Source organism: Enterobacter sp. BWH52, from assembly GCF_001037565.1.
Taxonomy (GTDB): Bacteria; Pseudomonadota; Gammaproteobacteria; order Enterobacterales; family Enterobacteriaceae; genus Enterobacter; species Enterobacter hormaechei_C.
Genome location: NZ_KQ089854.1, coordinates 2,632,527 through 2,648,091, shown reverse-complemented (window position 1 = coordinate 2,648,091; position 15,565 = coordinate 2,632,527). Strand labels below are relative to the sequence as shown.

Here is a 15,565-nt window from a genome sequence, read left to right as displayed (position 1 = left end):
AGATGCGCGCCATTTTGTGACTGACCATTGCGAGAGCGCGACGACTGATGCGAATTCTGGCTATTGATACCGCGACAGAGGCCTGTTCCGTTGCCCTGTGGAACGACGGTACGATTTTTGCTCATTTCGAAGAGTGCCCACGGGAACACACCCAACGTATTCTGCCCCTGGTAAAAACCATTTTAACCGAGGGCAACACCGCCCTGACTGACCTCGACGCGCTGGCCTACGGCCGTGGTCCGGGCAGCTTTACGGGCGTACGTATCGGGATTGGCATTGCGCAGGGGCTGGCGCTGGGCGCTGACCTGCCGATGATCGGCGTCTCCACGCTTGCGACCATGGCCCAGGGAGCATGGCGCATGACCGGCGCCACCAGCGTGCTGGCTGCGATTGATGCCCGCATGGGGGAAGTCTACTGGGCGGAGTACACCCGTGACGAAAACGGCGTCTGGCACGGCGAAGAGACGGAAGCGGTGCTTAAACCTGAAGCCGTCACCGGGCGCCTGAAACAGCTCTCCGGTGAGTGGGCGACGGTCGGAACCGGCTGGGCGGCATGGCCTGAGATGGCGAAGGACACCGGCCTTACGCTGGTGGACGGTAACATGCTCCTGCCCGCCGCAGAAGATATGCTGCCGATTGCCTGTCAGCTACTTGCCGCAGGAAAAACCGTGGCGGTTGAACACGCTGAACCGGTTTATTTACGAAACACCGTCGCGTGGAAGAAACTTCCTGGCCGCGAGTGAATCTCAGTAACAGGAACTGAGAAAAAGGAGTCGCATCATGGCGGTTCAGACTAAAGTTGTACGCTTTCTTATGGCAGGCGCGGTTGCCATAGCACTGAGCGGGTGCGTCACCGTTCCTGATGCGATCAAGGGCACCAGCCCGACGCCACAGCAGGATCTGGTACGCGTGATGAATGCCCCGGAGTTGTATGTCGGGCAGGAAGCGCGGTTTGGCGGCAAGGTGGTTGAAGTGCTAAACCAGCAGGGGAAAACCCGGCTGGAGATTGCCACTGTCCCGCTGGACGACGGCGCGCGGCCTGTTCTGGGTGAAGCCTCGCGCGGGCGGATCTACGCTGACGTCAGCGGCTTCCTCGATCCGGTAGATTTCCGCGGGCAGCTGGTGACCGTCGTCGGGCCGATTACCGGTTCGGTGGCGGGGAAAATCGGCAATACGCCATACAAATTTATGACCATGCAGGTGAACGGCTACAAACGCTGGCGTATCGCCCAGCAGGTGGTGATGCCGCCACAGCCAATCGATCCGTGGATGTGGGGACCGCATCCGTATCGTTACGGCTACGGTGGCTGGGGGTGGTACAATCCAGGCCCTGCACAGGTTCAAACAATAGTAACTGAGTAAGTTACTGTTATTGCTAGGAAAGAGACAGCGGCTCAGCCGCTGTCTCTGTTTTTTTACGGATAAAACGAAAAAAAAGAGTGACGCGCTTCGCAACCTGCAATCTGAACAATTAATAAACTGGTACGCTGAGTTAATATAATGTTAATAAACTGTTTATTATCGGGGCTGTGATGACGACGAACACTCATTTCAGAGGTGATGCATTGAAAAAGGTTTGGCTTAACCGTTATCCCGCGGATGTCCCTGCGGAGATCAATCCTGACCGTTATCAATCCCTGATTGAATTATTTGAACACTCGGTACGGCGCTACGCTGACCAGCCCGCGTTTGTGAATATGGGCGAAGTGATGACTTTCCGTAAGCTGGAAGAGCGCAGCCGGGCGTTTGCGGCCTATTTACAGGAAGGGTTGGGCTTGCAGAAAGGGGATCGCGTCGCGCTGATGATGCCAAACCTGCTGCAATACCCGGTGGCGCTGTTCGGCATCCTCAGGGCAGGGATGATCGTGGTTAACGTTAACCCGCTCTATACCCCGCGCGAGCTGGAACATCAGTTGAATGACAGCGGCGCGGCGGCGATTGTGATTGTCTCCAACTTTGCCCACACGCTGGAAAAAGTCGTTGAAAAAACTCAGGTTAAGCACGTCATCCTGACGCGCATGGGTGACCAGCTCTCTACCGCGAAAGGCACGCTGGTCAACTTTGTCGTTAAATACGTTAAGCGGCTGGTGCCGAAATACCACCTTCCGGATGCCATCTCCTTCCGCCGCGCCCTGCATGCGGGCTACCGGATGCAGTACGTGAAGCCGGAGATCGTGTCCGAGGATCTGGCCTTCCTGCAATACACGGGCGGCACCACCGGCGTGGCGAAAGGGGCGATGCTGACCCACCGTAACATGCTGGCGAACCTTGAGCAGGTTAACGCCACCTACGGGCCGCTGCTGCACCCGGGCAAGGAGCTGGTGATCACCGCGCTTCCGCTGTATCACATTTTTGCGCTGACCATGAACTGCCTGCTGTTTATCGAGCTTGGCGGTCAAAACGTATTGATCACCAACCCGCGCGATATCCCGGGGCTGGTCAAAGAGCTGGCGAAATACCCGTTCACCGCCATGACCGGCGTGAACACCCTGTTTAACGCGCTGCTTAACAATAAAGAGTTCCAGCAGCTCGATTTCTCCACGCTGCACCTCTCCGCGGGCGGCGGGATGCCGGTTCAGCAGGCGGTTGCCGAGCGCTGGGTGAAACTCACCGGGCAGTATCTGCTGGAAGGCTATGGCCTGACGGAGTGCGCCCCGCTGGTCAGCGTTAACCCGCATGACATCGACTACCACAGCGGCAGTATCGGTCTGCCGGTCCCGTCGACGGAAGCAAAACTGGTGGATGATGAGGATAACGAAGTGCCTCATGGTGAGCCAGGGGAGCTATGCGTCAGAGGGCCGCAGGTGATGCTGGGCTACTGGCAACGTCCGGATGCCACGGATGAGATCATCAAAGACGGCTGGCTGCACACGGGCGACATCGCGGTGATGGATGACGAAGGCTTCCTGCGCATCGTCGATCGCAAGAAAGACATGATCCTGGTGTCAGGGTTTAACGTCTATCCGAACGAAATCGAAGACGTGGTGATGCAGCACAGCGGCGTGCTGGAAGTGGCGGCGGTGGGCGTTCCTTCCGGCAGCAGCGGTGAAGCGGTGAAGATATTTGTGGTCAAGAAAGATCCTTCTCTGACCGAGGATGCGCTGATAACGTTCTGTCGCCGTCAGCTGACGGGCTATAAAGTGCCGAAGCTGGTGGAATTCCGGGATGAGCTGCCGAAATCCAACGTCGGGAAGATATTACGACGAGAATTACGTGACGAAGCCCGTGCCAAAGTGGACAATAAGGCCTGAGCTTCACGTTAATCGCCCAGACGCCGGTTAAGCCGGCGTTTTTTATGGGCGCAAACAAAAGAGAGTCCGATTTGAATTACCAGATGATCACTACCAACGACGAGCTGGCTTCGCTGTGCGAGGTGACGCGTGAATTTCCCGCTATCGCCCTGGATACGGAATTTGTCCGCACCCGAACGTACTATCCGCAGCTGGGTCTGATTCAGATGTATGACGGCAAACACGTGTCATTGATTGACCCCCTCGGCATTACCGACTGGGCGCCAATGCGCGAGCTGTTGCTGGATACCGCCGTGACCAAATATCTGCACGCGGGCAGTGAAGATCTGGAAGTCTTTCTCAACACTTTTGGCATCATGCCGCAGCCGCTGATTGATACCCAGATCCTCGCGGCGTTCAGCGGTCGTCCGCTCTCCTGGGGCTTCGCCGCGATGGTGGAAGAGTACACCGGTCTGACGCTGGATAAGAGCGAATCGCGTACCGACTGGCTCGCGCGTCCCCTAACGGCGCGTCAGCTTGAATACGCCGCGGCAGACGTCTTTTACCTTCTTCCAATTGCCGGCCAGCTTATGAAAGAAGCTGAGGCGTCCGGCTGGCTGTCTGCCGCACTGGACGAGTGCCGCATGACGCAGCAGCGTCGTCAGGAAGTGGTTGATCCGAAAGAGGCCTGGCGTGACATCACCAACGCCTGGCAGCTGCGCACCCGCCAGCTGGCCTGTCTGCAACTGCTGGCTGACTGGCGTCTGCGTAAAGCACGTGAGCGCGATCTGGCGGTTAACTTCGTGGTGCGTGAAGAACACCTGTGGGCGGTGGCGCGCTATATGCCGGGTAGCCTTGGCGAACTGGACAGCATTGGCCTTTCCGGGAGTGAGATCCGTTTCCACGGTAAAACGCTGCTCGCGCTGGTAGAGAAAGCTCAGCAGCTGCCGGAGGACGCACTGCCAGAACCACTGCTTAACCTGATGGATATGCCGGGCTACCGCAAGGCGTTCAAAGATATCAAAGCGCTGGTGCAGACGGTGGCGGGGGAAAGCAAACTGAGTGCCGAACTGCTGGCTTCACGTCGTCAGATTAACCAGCTGCTGAACTGGCACTGGAAGTTGAAACCGCAAAATGGTTTACCGGAGCTGGTCGCCGGATGGCGGGGGGAACTGATGGCCGAACGCCTGAATACCCTGCTGGAAGGGTATCCGCGCTAAAGAATTGTAGCCCCGGTAAGCGCAGCGCCACCGGGGAAATTGCCGGGTGGCGCGTTGCTTGCCCGGCCTACAAAACCACAACCGGATTAACGCGACTCTTCCGCTTCCGGAAGCGTGACGTTCAGCTCCAGAATCGAAATATCCCCGTCTTTTTGCTCCAGCTGAACGGTGACCATTTCCGGGTCAATCTGCACGTATTTGCAGATCACTTCCAGAATGTCTTTGCGCAGCTGCGGCAGGTAGTGCGGTTCGGCGTCGCTACGACGACGTTCCGCCACAATGATTTGCAGACGTTCTTTTGCGATGTTGGCGGTGCTTTTTTTCCGCGAGAGAAAAAAGTCCAGTAATGCCATAACTTATCCTCCGAACAGGCGTTTGAGGAAACCTTTCTTCTCTTCTTCAATGAAGCGGAAAGGACGTTCTTCTCCCAGCAGACGGTCAACGGTATCCGCATACGCTTTACCCGCGTCTGCCTGTGTATCCAGGATCACGGGCTCGCCCTGGTTAGAGGCGCGCAACACGGACTGATCTTCCGGGATCACGCCAACCAGTTTGATGCGCAGGATCTCCAGCACGTCTTCCATGCTCAGCATGTCACCTTTGTTCACCCGGCCCGGGTTGTAGCGGGTCAGCAGCAGGTGCTCTTTGATTGGCTCCTGGCCATTTTCCGCGCGACGGGATTTCGAGGCCAGAATGCCGAGAATACGGTCGGAATCACGTACTGACGAGACCTCCGGGTTGGTGGTGATGATGGCTTCATCCGCAAAGTAGAGCGCCATCAGCGCGCCGGTTTCGATACCGGCCGGGGAGTCGCAGACCACGAAGTCGAACTCCATCTTTTTCAGATCGTCGAGCACCTTTTCCACGCCTTCGCGGGTCAGGGCGTCTTTATCACGGGTCTGGGACGCCGGAAGAATGTAGAGGTTCTCGGTACGCTTATCTTTAATCAGCGCCTGGTTAAGGGTGGCATCGCCCTGAATGACGTTCACGAAGTCATACACCACGCGACGCTCGCAACCCATGATCAGGTCCAGGTTACGCAGACCGATATCGAAGTCGATTACGACGGTTTTCTTTCCCTTCTGGGCCAAACCAGTAGCGATGGCCGCGCTGGAGGTGGTCTTGCCAACGCCTCCTTTACCCGAAGTCACAACAATAATGCGTGCCATAGAAATTCCTTGTTAAAAGGGATCAATTTAACGGTTGAACGGTCAAAGCGTTATCTGCCAGTTGCAGACGGGCCGCTTTGCCATAAAATTCGGCTGGGATTTTATCGCTCAGCCAATATTCACCTGCGATAGACACCAGTTCTGCCGTCAGGTGAGTACAAAAAATTTGTGCTTCTCGATCGCCGCTGGCGCCCGCAAGCGCACGTCCACGCATCATACCGTAAACGTGAATATTGCCATCAGCAATCAGTTCAGCGCCCGCACTGACGTGGCTTGTAACAATCAGATCACAGTTTGGCGCATAAATGCGCTGACCGGAACGAACCGGCAGATCAATCAATCGCGTTTTTGTGACTGGGGCTACATTTTGCGCCGGAGGCGGGGGAGCGGGAACGGTTGCAGGCGTTGCACGTGGGGCTTTTTCTTTGCCCTCGTTTAACAAGGGCAAACCCGCGCGTTCAATTTCGGCTTTTAACTCTGCGTCTTTGCAGCCGCTAATGCCCACGATGCGCAACCCCGTGGAGGCGACGGCCTGCTGGAGCCGCTTCCAGTTAATCGGCCCCTCAAGGTCGCTTACATTGACGACGACAGGAGCATGCTTAAGAAAAGCGGGAGCCTGCGCGATTTTGTCTTCTAACGCCTGACGAATAACCTCGGGTTTTGCATCATGCAAATGAACCACTGATAAGGTGAAGCTACTGCCTTTAAGCTCGATGGGCGTATTTGACATCCTGGCCTTACTCAATTTGCTATTAACCGCAACACATCGCCGCGATATTCCGAAGAGTATCAGGCATGTTATAGTCAGGAGTATATTGAGGCAAGCAACCACCCGTTAATTCAGAGTAAAAACATGTTTTGTGTGATCTACAGAAGTACCAGCCGCGACCAGACCTACCTTTATGTCGAAAAGAAAGACGATTTTTCCCGCGTGCCTGAAGAATTAATGAAAAGCTTTGGCCGACCGCAGCTGGCGATGCTGCTGCCGCTGGACGGCCGTAAGAAGCTGGTGAACGCCGATCTGGAGAAAGTCAAAAAGGCGTTAACCGAGCAGGGCTATTATTTACAGCTTCCGCCGCCACCGGAGAATTTATTAAAACAGCATCTTGAGGTGAGCGGAAAGAAATAAGCCCGGGTCCTTCCGGGAACAACTCATCAACCGATTGGGGTCGACCATGTATCAACATCATAACTGGCAAGGTGCATTACTGGATTATCCCGTCAGCAAAGTGGTCTGCGTGGGCAGCAACTATGCAAAACATATTCAGGAGATGGGCAGCGCCGTGCCGGAAGAGCCGGTTCTGTTTATTAAGCCAGAAACCGCACTGTGCGATATTCGCCAGCCGCTGGTTCTGCCGCAGGGACTGGGCTCGGTGCATCATGAAGTGGAGCTGGCGGTGCTGATCGGCGCGACGCTGCGCCAGGCGACCGAAGAGCATGTAGAGAAAGCGATTGCGGGTTACGGTGTCGCGCTTGACCTGACGCTGCGTGATGTTCAGGGCAAAATGAAGAAAGCGGGGCAGCCGTGGGAAAAAGCGAAGGGTTTTGATAATTCATGCCCGATTTCCGGTTTCATTCCGGTGAGTGAATTTACCGACGATCCGCAGAACACGCCGCTCAGCCTGAAGGTCAACGGCGAGATCCGCCAGCAGGGAACGACCGCTGACATGATCCATAAGATCGTTCCGCTGATTGCCTACATGAGCCGCTTCTTCACCCTGAAACCTGGCGACGTGATCCTCACCGGCACTCCGGAAGGTGTGGGGCCGCTGCTTAGCGGCGACGAACTGGATGTCAGTTTTAACGGCCTGTCGCTGAAAACCCGCGTGCTGTAAAAGCACCTTGCCGCCTGAAAAGGGCGGCAAAACTTGCATCAACGTGCCAGACTCGTTATAAGGTGCGCTCTATTTTGACGTGTGGACATCCCGATGAACGATATTCCTTTCTGGCAAAGCAAAACTCTCGACGACATGACCGACGCGGAGTGGGAATCGTTGTGTGACGGCTGCGGGCAGTGCTGCCTGCATAAGCTGATGGATGAAGATTCGGACGAGATCTATTTCACCAACGTAGCCTGCAAGCAGTTAAACATCAAAACCTGCCAGTGCCGCAACTATGAGCGCCGTTTCGAATATGAGCCGGACTGCATCAAGTTAACCCGTGAAAATCTACCGACCTTTGAGTGGCTGCCGCATACCTGCGCGTATCGCCTGCTGGCGGAAGGGAAAGATCTGCCCACATGGCATCCGCTGTTGACGGGGTCGAAAGCGGCGATGCACGGCGAACGTATTTCCGTGCGCCACATTGCGGTGAAAGAGTCCGAGGTGCGGGACTGGGAAGACCACATTATGAATCACCCTAATCGGTGATAATAAAAAACCCGCCGAGGCGGGTTTTTTATTGTTCACAATTGTGTCGAGTGGCGCTGCGCTTACCCGACCTGCAAAACTGACGTTGCCGTTCTGCTTTTACCTTCCAAAAAGATCGCGTTTCTTTGGTTTGAACGGCTGGGCAATCAGCACCAGCAGCGCCACCACAAAGTAGGCGACAAAAATGCCCACCAGCCACTGCGGCATCTCCAGCGTCAGGAATTCCCACTGGCGTACAGAGCAGTCACCGGAGGCCACAAACACCTGCGGCAGCCATTTATCCAGCGGCAGCCAGCTCGGGAAGCGGGCGGCAAAATCGCAGGTCATAAACGGCGACGGGTGAAGCTGCATTTGGGTGTGCTCCCAGGCAAGCGCAATGCCTTTCCCGGCGCTGTACAGCCAGATGGCAATTGCCGCATAGCGTAACGGTGATTTGGGTGCAATCGCACCTACCAGACCCGCGCCCATAATGCCGAACAGCGCACAACGCTCATAAATACACAGTACGCAAGGTTTCAGCCCCATCACATGCTGAAACCACAGCGCGACCATTTCCAGCGCAAAGGCGGTCAGGGCCATCAACAACCACGCTCCGCGACCGCGTGAGCACTGGTTCAAAAATCGCAACATAATCATTTCCCTGGAACATGCTTAGACAGCGCAGTGTAAACGAATTTTAATGCGCCGCAAGTATACCTGCTTGCAATAACCATTGCGTACAGGGAACGAGAGTAATTTTGATGCACAGTAAACCAACCAGGGTAAGCACCAGCGTATACGGCAGCGCCATCCAGACCATTCTTCCATAAGAAAGTCGTATGAGTGGCGCCAGCGCCGAGGTCAGCAGGAAGAGGAATGCCGCCTGACCGTTCGGGGTTGCCACGGAGGGGAGGTTGGTTCCGGTGTTGATCGCCACCGCCAGCAGCTCGAACTGTTCACTGCTGACAATCCCTTGCTCCATCGCGGCTTTGGCCTCATTGATGTATACCGTCCCGACAAAGACGTTATCGGATATAGAGGACAACAGACCGTTAAACAAATAGAACAGCGTTAGCTGCGAATCTGGCGTGGCCTGAAGCACAAACGCGATGATCGGCGCGAACAGATGTTGGTCAATAATCACCGCCACGACGGCAAAAAACACCGCCAGCAGGGCGGTAAACGGCAGCGCTTCGGTAAAGGCTTTTCCGATAGCATGTTCGTCCGTAACGCCGCCCAGGCTGGTTGCAAGGATAATTACCGACAGGCCAATCAGCCCCACCTCGGCAAGGTGGAAGGCCAGCGCAGCGATAAGCCACACGCCGATGAAGCCCTGTGCAATCAGGCGCAGCGTCTCCTGGCGCGTGCGTTGTTTGCGGCTCTGCTCGTCAAACTTATGCAGCTCCTGGCGGACCTGATCGGGCAACGTCGCGCCATACCCAAAGAGGTTGAATTTTTCGACCAGCACACAGGTGGCTAACCCGCAGACCAGCACGGGTACGCTGACCGGCGCCATGCGCAGGAAAAATTCGCCAAAATGCCACTCAGCTGCTTTGGCGATAATCAGGTTTTGCGGCTCCCCGACCATGGTCATCACGCCGCCCAGCGCCGTCCCCACGCCTGCATGCATCATCAGGCTGCGCAGAAATGCGCGGAACTGTTCCAGCACATCGCGGTTGTGCGCCTCAACGTGGCTGTCGTCCTGCAAGTTATCGCCAGGACGAGACGAGGCCACCCGGTGGTAAATCCCGTAAAAGCCGACGGCGACGCTGATCACTACCGCCACGACCGTCAGCGCATCCAGGAAGGCAGAGAGGAAGGCTGCGGCGAGGCAAAACGCCAGCGAGAGCAGCGTTTTCGACGGAATGCTCAGCAGCAAACGGGTGAAGATAAACAGCAGAAGCTGCTTCATAAAGTAGATCCCCGCCACCATGAAGATCAGCAGCAGCAGGACTTCAAGATTCGACGCTATCTCGTTTTTAACATGCTCCGCGCTGGTCATTCCAATGACCACGGCTTCCAGCGCCAGCAGCCCGCCGGGCAACAGCGGATAGCACTTCAGCGCCATCGCCAGGGTAAAGATAAACTCGGCGACCAACATCCACCCGGCAACGAAGGGATCCAGCAAAAAGATAACGGGATTAACGACCAGGAATACCAGTAAAGTGAGTTTGTACCAGTCAGGTGACTGACCTAAAAAGTTGCGCCACAGCGCGCGCCCAAATGAAATTTCCACGACAGACGTCCTTTCCCCGTCAAATAAGACAAGACATCAGTATACGCAAAAATGGCGGCAGAGCGGGGGATTAAGCCATTTGTAAATTTCATAAAAATGAAACGGCGATCCCTCTTTTCTGTCTCTGCTGCGCTATCTGCCTCTGCACGCCTCTGGTATGATGAGTGCAATTTGCTAAAGCTGTGTAATGGAAATCTCACTATGGTCATTAAGGCGCAGAGCCCGGCGGGTTTCGCGGAAGAGTACATCATTGAAAGCATCTGGAATAATCGTTTCCCTGCGGGATCAATTCTACCTGCTGAACGCGAACTCTCTGAACTGATTGGCGTCACCCGTACCACGCTGCGAGAAGTGCTCCAGCGTCTGGCGCGCGATGGCTGGTTGACGATACAGCATGGCAAACCCACTAAAGTGAATAACTTCTGGGAAACGTCCGGGCTGAACATTCTGGAAACGCTGGCGCGTCTCGATCACGAAAGCGTACCGCAGCTGATTGATAATCTGCTTTCCGTGCGCACCAACATCGCCACCATTTTCATCCGCACCGCGTTTCGCCAGCACCCTGAAGATGCGCTGAAGGTACTTGCTACCGCCAATGAGGTGGAAGACCACGCGGATGCCTTTGCGACCCTGGATTACAACGTGTTCCGTGGTCTGGCGTTTGCTTCCGGCAATCCGGTTTACGGTTTGATCCTGAATGGAATGAAAGGGTTATATACGCGCATTGGTCGTCACTACTTTGCTAACCCTGAAGCCCGCAGTCTGGCGCTCGGCTTCTATCATAAACTGAGCAAACTCTGCACCGAAGGGCTGCACGATCAGGTCTATGAAACCGTGCGTCGTTACGGCCACGACTCCGGTGAAATCTGGCACCGGATGCAGAAAACGCTGCCGGGTGATTTAGCGATTCAGGGCCGGTAAAAGAAAAAACCTCTCGATTGAGAGGTTTTTTTTCGCCGGGTGGCGGCTTCGCCTGACCCGGCCTACAGGTCCCGTAGGCCCGGTAAGCGTAGCGCCACCGGGCAAAAAATCCCACTACAGCGTATTCAACCGCGCCGGACACCGCTCCAGCAGCTCCACGCTGCCATCTTCGTTCTGCTGCTCCAGCAAGACGTCAAATCCCCACAGGCGATGCACATGCTTCAGCACTTCCTTACGCCCCTTATCCAGCGGTGCGCGGTTGTGCGGAATATAGCGCAACGTCAGAGAGCGATCGCCGCGCAGATCCACGTTCCACACCTGAATGTTCGGTTCAAGATTACTCAGGTTGTACTGGGACGACAGGCGCGAGCGGATCTCGCGATAGCCCTCTTCGTTGTGGATCGCGGAGATCTCCAGGAAGTTGTTGCGGTCATCATCCAGTACGGTGAAGAAGCGGAAATCACGCATGATCTTCGGCGACATGAACTGGCTGATAAAGCTCTCATCCTTAAAATCACGCATCGCGAAGTGCAGCGTTTCCAGCCAGTCGGAACCGGCAATATCCGGGAACCAGTATTTGTCCTCTTCGGTGGGCGACTGACAAATACGCTTGATATCCTGGAACATGGCAAAGCCGAGCGCGTACGGGTTAATGCCGCTGTACCACGGGCTGTTATATGCCGGCTGGAACACCACGTTGGTGTGGCTGTGCAGAAACTCCATCATAAACCGCTCGGTAACTTTCCCTTCGTCGTACAGGTGGTTCAGAATGGTGTAGTGCCAGAAGGTCGCCCAGCCTTCGTTCATCACCTGGGTTTGCTTCTGCGGATAGAAATACTGGCTCACCTTGCGCACGATGCGCAGGATCTCACGCTGCCAGGGCTCCAGCAGCGGGGCGTTTTTCTCCATAAAGTAGAGCAGGTTTTCCTGCGGCTCGGAAGGGTAGCGACGCGCCTCGGCGACGGTTTTCTCCTCTTCACGTTTTGGCAGGGTGCGCCACAGCATATTCACCTGGCTTTGCAGATACTCCTCGCGGCTTTTCTGCCGGGCTTTCTCCTCCTGCAAGGAGATCTTCTGCGGACGCTTATAGCGGTCAACGCCGTAGTTCATCAGCGCGTGGCAGGAGTCCAGCAGTTTCTCAACCTCGTCCACGCCGTAGCGCTCTTCGCAGTCGGTAATGTAGTTACGGGCGAAGATGAGGTAATCAACGATTGAGCTGGCGTCCGTCCAGCTGCGGAACAGATAGTTATTTTTGAAGAACGAGTTATGTCCATAGCAGGCGTGCGCCATCACCAGCGCCTGCATGGTAATGGTGTTCTCCTCCATCAGATAGGCAATACATGGGTTAGAGTTAATGACGATTTCATACGCCAATCCCTGCTGCCCGTGCTTATACAGCCGCTCTGTCTCAATGAATTTTTTACCAAACGACCAGTGCGGATAGTTAATCGGCATCCCGACGCTGGAGTAAGCGTCCATCATCTGTTCCGAGGTGATGACTTCAATCTGATGGGGGTAGGTATCCAGACGATAGAGTTTGGCCACCCGGTCGATCTCCGCCAGGTAGACATCCAGCAACTCGAAGGTCCAGTCGGGTCCATCGCTCAGACGGGTGCTGTCCCTGGACATGGAATCTAGTGTAGCCATTAGCGCGCCCTCGTTGTTGGTCGCTCTCTCTGACTGGAGAGCCTCCTTTCAAGCATAGATCACCCCATTCAAATACGCGGGGCGCAGAAATTTTTTCTTTGCGATTTCACGTTTTCGATACGGCAAAAAAAGCGGTGCTCACAGAATTTTCTACTGGTTAAAAATAACGCGCAGCAGGAGATCCCAAATAAGCGCTATCCCCTGATACAGCGGGATATGTGAGTTGAGTCACCATAAAAAAGTCATATGTTGAATAATATTTTCAACTAGGTTATCAATCTGTAATTAGATGATTGTTCTTTTGCTCATAATGGAGTGGCTATGCGTGTTGTCATACTGGGAAGTGGTGTCGTTGGCGTAACCAGCGCCTGGTATTTAAGTCAGGCGGGACATGAGGTTACCGTTATCGATCGCGAATCCGGTCCGGCGCTGGAAACCAGTGCGGCGAATGCGGGGCAAATCTCCCCGGGCTACGCTGCGCCGTGGGCGGCCCCGGGCGTTCCGCTGAAGGCGATCAAATGGATGTTTCAGCGACATGCGCCGCTGGCGATCAGCCTCGACGGCACGCAGTTCCAGCTTAAGTGGATGTGGCAGATGCTGCGCAACTGCGACACCCGCCACTATATGGAAAACAAAGGGCGCATGGTGCGTCTGGCGGAATACAGCCGCGACTGCCTGAAGGCGCTGCGTGCCTCAACGGGCATTGAATATGAAGGACGCCAGGGCGGCACGCTTCAGCTGTTCCGTACCGCGCAACAGTACGAAAACGCGACCCGCGATATCGCCGTGCTTGAAGATGCGGGCGTACCGTATCAGCTGCTGGAAGCCAGCCAGCTGGCGCAGGTGGAGCCAGCGCTTGCCGAGGTCGCGCACAAGCTGACGGGCGGTCTGCGTTTACCGAACGATGAAACCGGCGACTGCCAGCTTTTCACCCAGCGTCTGGCGCGCATGTGTGAGCAGGCCGGGGTGAAATTCCGCTTCAATACTTCTGTCGACAAACTGCTGTCGGAAGGGGAGAAGATTTACGGCGTGAAGTGTGGGGAAGAGGTAATCAAAGCCGATGCCTACGTGATGGCGTTTGGCTCCTACTCAACCGCGATGCTGAAAGGGATCCTGGATATCCCGGTCTATCCGCTGAAAGGCTACTCCCTGACCATTCCTGTGAAAGAGGACAGCGGTGCGCCGGTCTCGACCATTCTTGATGAAACCTACAAAATCGCCATCACCCGCTTCGATAACCGGATCCGCGTCGGCGGCATGGCGGAAATCGTGGGCTTTAATACTGAGCTGCTTAAACCGCGTCGTGAAACGCTGGAGATGGTCGTGGGCGATCTCTTCCCGCGCGGCGGCTTCATTGAGCAGGCGACGTTCTGGACCGGCCTGCGCCCAATGACCCCGGACGGCACGCCGATTGTGGGCCGTACGCCATACAAAAATCTGTGGACCAACACCGGCCACGGTACGCTTGGCTGGACCATGGCCTGCGGTTCGGGCCAGCTGCTGAGCGACCTGATCTCCGGGCGGACGCCGGCAATTCCGTTTGACGATTTGAGCGCCGCACGCTATCAATCAGGGTTTACCCCATCGCGTCCACAACACCTGCACGGCGCGCATAATTAAGGAGTCGCAATGTCCCGTCCTATTCTGGCCCAGCTGGATTTGCAGGCGCTGAAGGATAACCTGCAAATTGTTCGCCGTGCTGCGCCGGGTTCTCGTGTCTGGTCGGTGGTGAAAGCCAACGCCTACGGTCATGGTATCGACCGTATCTGGAGTGCGCTCGGCGCCACCGATGGTTTTGCCCTGCTGAATCTGGAAGAGGCCATCCTGCTGCGCGAGCGCGGCTGGAAAGGACCGATCCTGCTGCTGGAAGGATTCTTCCATGCGCAGGATCTGCCTCTGCTGGATAAGTACCGCCTGACGACCAGCGTTCATAGTAACTGGCAGATCAAGGCGATTCAGGACGCGAAGCTGCATGCCCCGCTGGATATCTATCTCAAAGTGAACAGCGGGATGAACCGTCTGGGCTTTCAGCCTGAACGGGTGCACACGGTCTGGCAGCAGCTTCGTGCGCTGAAAAACGTCGGTGAGATGACGCTGATGGCGCATTTCGCCGATGCGGAAAAGCCGGACGGAATTGCCGATGCCATAGTCCGCATTGAGCAGGCGGCAGAAGGGCTGGACTGTCCGCGCTCGCTGTCGAACTCAGCGGCAACGCTCTGGCATCCTGAAGCGCACTACAACTGGGTGCGTCCGGGGATCGTTCTGTACGGCGCGTCACCCTCAGGTCAGTGGCAGGATATCGCCAACAGCGGCCTGAAGCCGGTGATGACGTTACGAAGCGAGATTATCGGCGTGCAGACGTTAAAAGCGGGCGATACGGTGGGCTATGGCAGCCGTTATCGGGCAGCGGGCGAACAGCGTATCGGTATCGTGGCGGGGGGCTATGCAGATGGTTATCCGCGCATCGCCCCGAGCGGCACGCCGGTGTGGGTCGATGGCGTGCGCACCGGCACGGTAGGCACCGTCTCAATGGACATGCTGGCCATTGATTTAACGCCGTGTCCCCAGGCGGGGATCGGGTCACCGGTTGAGCTGTGGGGCAACGAAGTTAAAATTGATGATGTGGCCGCTGCGGCGGGCACCGTTGGGTATGAGCTGATGTGCGCGCTGGCACCCAGAGTGCCTGTTGTGACGGTGTAACTTGTGTATGTGCCGGGTGGCGGCTTCGCCTTACCCGGCCTACAAAAGCCCGAAAGTAGGTCGGGTAAGCGTTAGCGCCACCCGGCAAAAAAGC

Annotated in this window: 16 protein-coding genes; 10 read left to right on the top strand and 6 right to left on the bottom strand. The window is 56.0% G+C overall.

Annotation, left to right across the window (positions count from 1 at the left end; translation table 11 throughout):
• The first annotated feature begins 47 nt into the window (after window positions 1–47).
• The 4 genes from tsaB (at window position 48) to rnd (ending at window position 4,450) form a co-directional block, all read left to right on the top strand.
• Window positions 48–743 (top strand): tRNA (adenosine(37)-N6)-threonylcarbamoyltransferase complex dimerization subunit type 1 TsaB, encoded by a 696-nt coding sequence (gene tsaB / locus SK47_RS12475; protein WP_032609494.1) that lies wholly within the window; start codon window positions 48–50, stop codon window positions 741–743.
• A 37-nt stretch (window positions 744–780) separates the two neighbouring features.
• The gene (locus tag SK47_RS12470; RefSeq protein ID WP_015570309.1) at window positions 781–1,362 is read left to right on the top strand and encodes a Slp family lipoprotein; all 582 of its coding nucleotides are present in this window, start codon (window positions 781–783) and stop codon (window positions 1,360–1,362) included.
• Between the two features lie 203 nt (window positions 1,363–1,565).
• Complete coding sequence (gene fadD / locus SK47_RS12465) at window positions 1,566–3,251, top strand: long-chain-fatty-acid--CoA ligase FadD (RefSeq protein WP_003859933.1); 1,686 nt, start codon at window positions 1,566–1,568, stop codon at window positions 3,249–3,251.
• A gap of 83 nt (window positions 3,252–3,334) precedes the next feature.
• Window positions 3,335–4,450 (top strand): ribonuclease D, encoded by a 1,116-nt coding sequence (gene rnd / locus SK47_RS12460; RefSeq protein WP_122959317.1) that lies wholly within the window; start codon window positions 3,335–3,337, stop codon window positions 4,448–4,450.
• Window positions 4,451–4,536: 86 nt separating this feature from the next.
• On the opposite strand, the gene minE is transcribed toward rnd, so the two are convergent.
• Genes minE through minC form a run of 3 tightly spaced genes read right to left on the bottom strand, consistent with a single transcriptional unit; the run spans window position 4,537 to window position 6,349 of the window.
• Window positions 4,537–4,803: a cell division topological specificity factor MinE gene (gene minE, locus SK47_RS12455; protein ID WP_003859937.1), complete on the bottom strand. Its 267-nt coding sequence runs from the start codon at window positions 4,801–4,803 to the stop codon at window positions 4,537–4,539.
• Between the two features lie 3 nt (window positions 4,804–4,806).
• Entirely contained in the window at window positions 4,807–5,619 is an 813-nt protein-coding gene (gene minD, locus SK47_RS12450) for a septum site-determining protein MinD (RefSeq protein WP_003859938.1), read from the bottom strand.
• A gap of 22 nt (window positions 5,620–5,641) precedes the next feature.
• Window positions 5,642–6,349, bottom strand: a complete 708-nt coding sequence (gene minC / locus SK47_RS12445) for a septum site-determining protein MinC (protein ID WP_022651428.1) — start codon at window positions 6,347–6,349, stop codon at window positions 5,642–5,644.
• A 123-nt stretch (window positions 6,350–6,472) separates the two neighbouring features.
• On the opposite strand from minC, the gene SK47_RS12440 reads away from it, so the two are divergent.
• The 3 genes from SK47_RS12440 to SK47_RS12430 all read left to right on the top strand — a co-directional run bounded on the left by SK47_RS12440 (window position 6,473) and on the right by SK47_RS12430 (window position 7,988).
• Entirely contained in the window at window positions 6,473–6,748 is a 276-nt protein-coding gene (locus SK47_RS12440) for a YcgL domain-containing protein (RefSeq protein WP_006810982.1), read from the top strand.
• Between the two features lie 46 nt (window positions 6,749–6,794).
• A complete protein-coding gene (locus SK47_RS12435; RefSeq protein ID WP_003859945.1) occupies window positions 6,795–7,454 on the top strand; it encodes a fumarylacetoacetate hydrolase family protein in 660 nt (219 codons plus the stop codon).
• Between the two features lie 93 nt (window positions 7,455–7,547).
• Entirely contained in the window at window positions 7,548–7,988 is a 441-nt protein-coding gene (locus SK47_RS12430; protein WP_015570314.1) for a YcgN family cysteine cluster protein, read from the top strand.
• A gap of 99 nt (window positions 7,989–8,087) precedes the next feature.
• Here the strand turns inward: SK47_RS12430 and dsbB are convergent, their stop codons facing one another.
• Window positions 8,088–8,618: a disulfide bond formation protein DsbB gene (dsbB, locus tag SK47_RS12425; RefSeq protein WP_017693268.1), complete on the bottom strand. Its 531-nt coding sequence runs from the start codon at window positions 8,616–8,618 to the stop codon at window positions 8,088–8,090.
• Between the two features lie 46 nt (window positions 8,619–8,664).
• On the bottom strand, window positions 8,665–10,203 hold the full coding sequence (nhaB, locus tag SK47_RS12420; protein ID WP_023314322.1) for a Na(+)/H(+) antiporter NhaB: 1,539 nt from the start codon (window positions 10,201–10,203) through the stop codon (window positions 8,665–8,667).
• 201 nt (window positions 10,204–10,404) lie between these two features.
• On the opposite strand from nhaB, the gene fadR reads away from it, so the two are divergent.
• Window positions 10,405–11,124: a fatty acid metabolism transcriptional regulator FadR gene (gene fadR, locus SK47_RS12415; protein ID WP_003859951.1), complete on the top strand. Its 720-nt coding sequence runs from the start codon at window positions 10,405–10,407 to the stop codon at window positions 11,122–11,124.
• A gap of 114 nt (window positions 11,125–11,238) precedes the next feature.
• On the opposite strand, the gene SK47_RS12410 is transcribed toward fadR, so the two are convergent.
• Window positions 11,239–12,771, bottom strand: coding sequence for a SpoVR family protein (locus tag SK47_RS12410; protein ID WP_045350789.1), 1,533 nt, complete (start codon window positions 12,769–12,771; stop codon window positions 11,239–11,241).
• A gap of 321 nt (window positions 12,772–13,092) precedes the next feature.
• Here SK47_RS12410 and SK47_RS12400 point away from each other — a divergent pair, with 321 nt between their 5' ends.
• Complete coding sequence (locus SK47_RS12400; protein WP_015570317.1) at window positions 13,093–14,391, top strand: D-amino acid dehydrogenase; 1,299 nt, start codon at window positions 13,093–13,095, stop codon at window positions 14,389–14,391.
• Window positions 14,392–14,400: 9 nt separating this feature from the next.
• Window positions 14,401–15,471, top strand: a complete 1,071-nt coding sequence (gene dadX, locus SK47_RS12395; RefSeq protein ID WP_032658963.1) for a catabolic alanine racemase DadX — start codon at window positions 14,401–14,403, stop codon at window positions 15,469–15,471.
• Window positions 15,472–15,565: the final 94 nt, after the last annotated feature.

Excerpts from the sequence above, each read along its gene's own strand:
- SK47_RS12430 (WP_015570314.1), top strand. The coding sequence starts at position 7,548 with ATGAACGATATTCCTTTCTGGCAAAGCAAAACTCTCGACGACATGACC.
- SK47_RS12410 (WP_045350789.1), bottom strand. The coding sequence starts at position 12,771 with ATGGCTACACTAGATTCCATGTCCAGGGACAGCACCCGTCTGAGCGAT.
- tsaB (WP_032609494.1), top strand. The coding sequence starts at position 48 with ATGCGAATTCTGGCTATTGATACCGCGACAGAGGCCTGTTCCGTTGCC.
- minD (WP_003859938.1), bottom strand. The coding sequence starts at position 5,619 with ATGGCACGCATTATTGTTGTGACTTCGGGTAAAGGAGGCGTTGGCAAG.
- SK47_RS12435 (WP_003859945.1), top strand. The coding sequence starts at position 6,795 with ATGTATCAACATCATAACTGGCAAGGTGCATTACTGGATTATCCCGTC.
- rnd (WP_122959317.1), top strand. The coding sequence starts at position 3,335 with ATGATCACTACCAACGACGAGCTGGCTTCGCTGTGCGAGGTGACGCGT.
- SK47_RS12470 (WP_015570309.1), top strand. The coding sequence starts at position 781 with ATGGCGGTTCAGACTAAAGTTGTACGCTTTCTTATGGCAGGCGCGGTT.
- dadX (WP_032658963.1), top strand. The coding sequence starts at position 14,401 with ATGTCCCGTCCTATTCTGGCCCAGCTGGATTTGCAGGCGCTGAAGGAT.
- SK47_RS12400 (WP_015570317.1), top strand. The coding sequence starts at position 13,093 with ATGCGTGTTGTCATACTGGGAAGTGGTGTCGTTGGCGTAACCAGCGCC.
- minC (WP_022651428.1), bottom strand. The coding sequence starts at position 6,349 with ATGTCAAATACGCCCATCGAGCTTAAAGGCAGTAGCTTCACCTTATCA.
- minE (WP_003859937.1), bottom strand. The coding sequence starts at position 4,803 with ATGGCATTACTGGACTTTTTTCTCTCGCGGAAAAAAAGCACCGCCAAC.
- SK47_RS12440 (WP_006810982.1), top strand. The coding sequence starts at position 6,473 with ATGTTTTGTGTGATCTACAGAAGTACCAGCCGCGACCAGACCTACCTT.
- fadR (WP_003859951.1), top strand. The coding sequence starts at position 10,405 with ATGGTCATTAAGGCGCAGAGCCCGGCGGGTTTCGCGGAAGAGTACATC.
- dsbB (WP_017693268.1), bottom strand. The coding sequence starts at position 8,618 with ATGTTGCGATTTTTGAACCAGTGCTCACGCGGTCGCGGAGCGTGGTTG.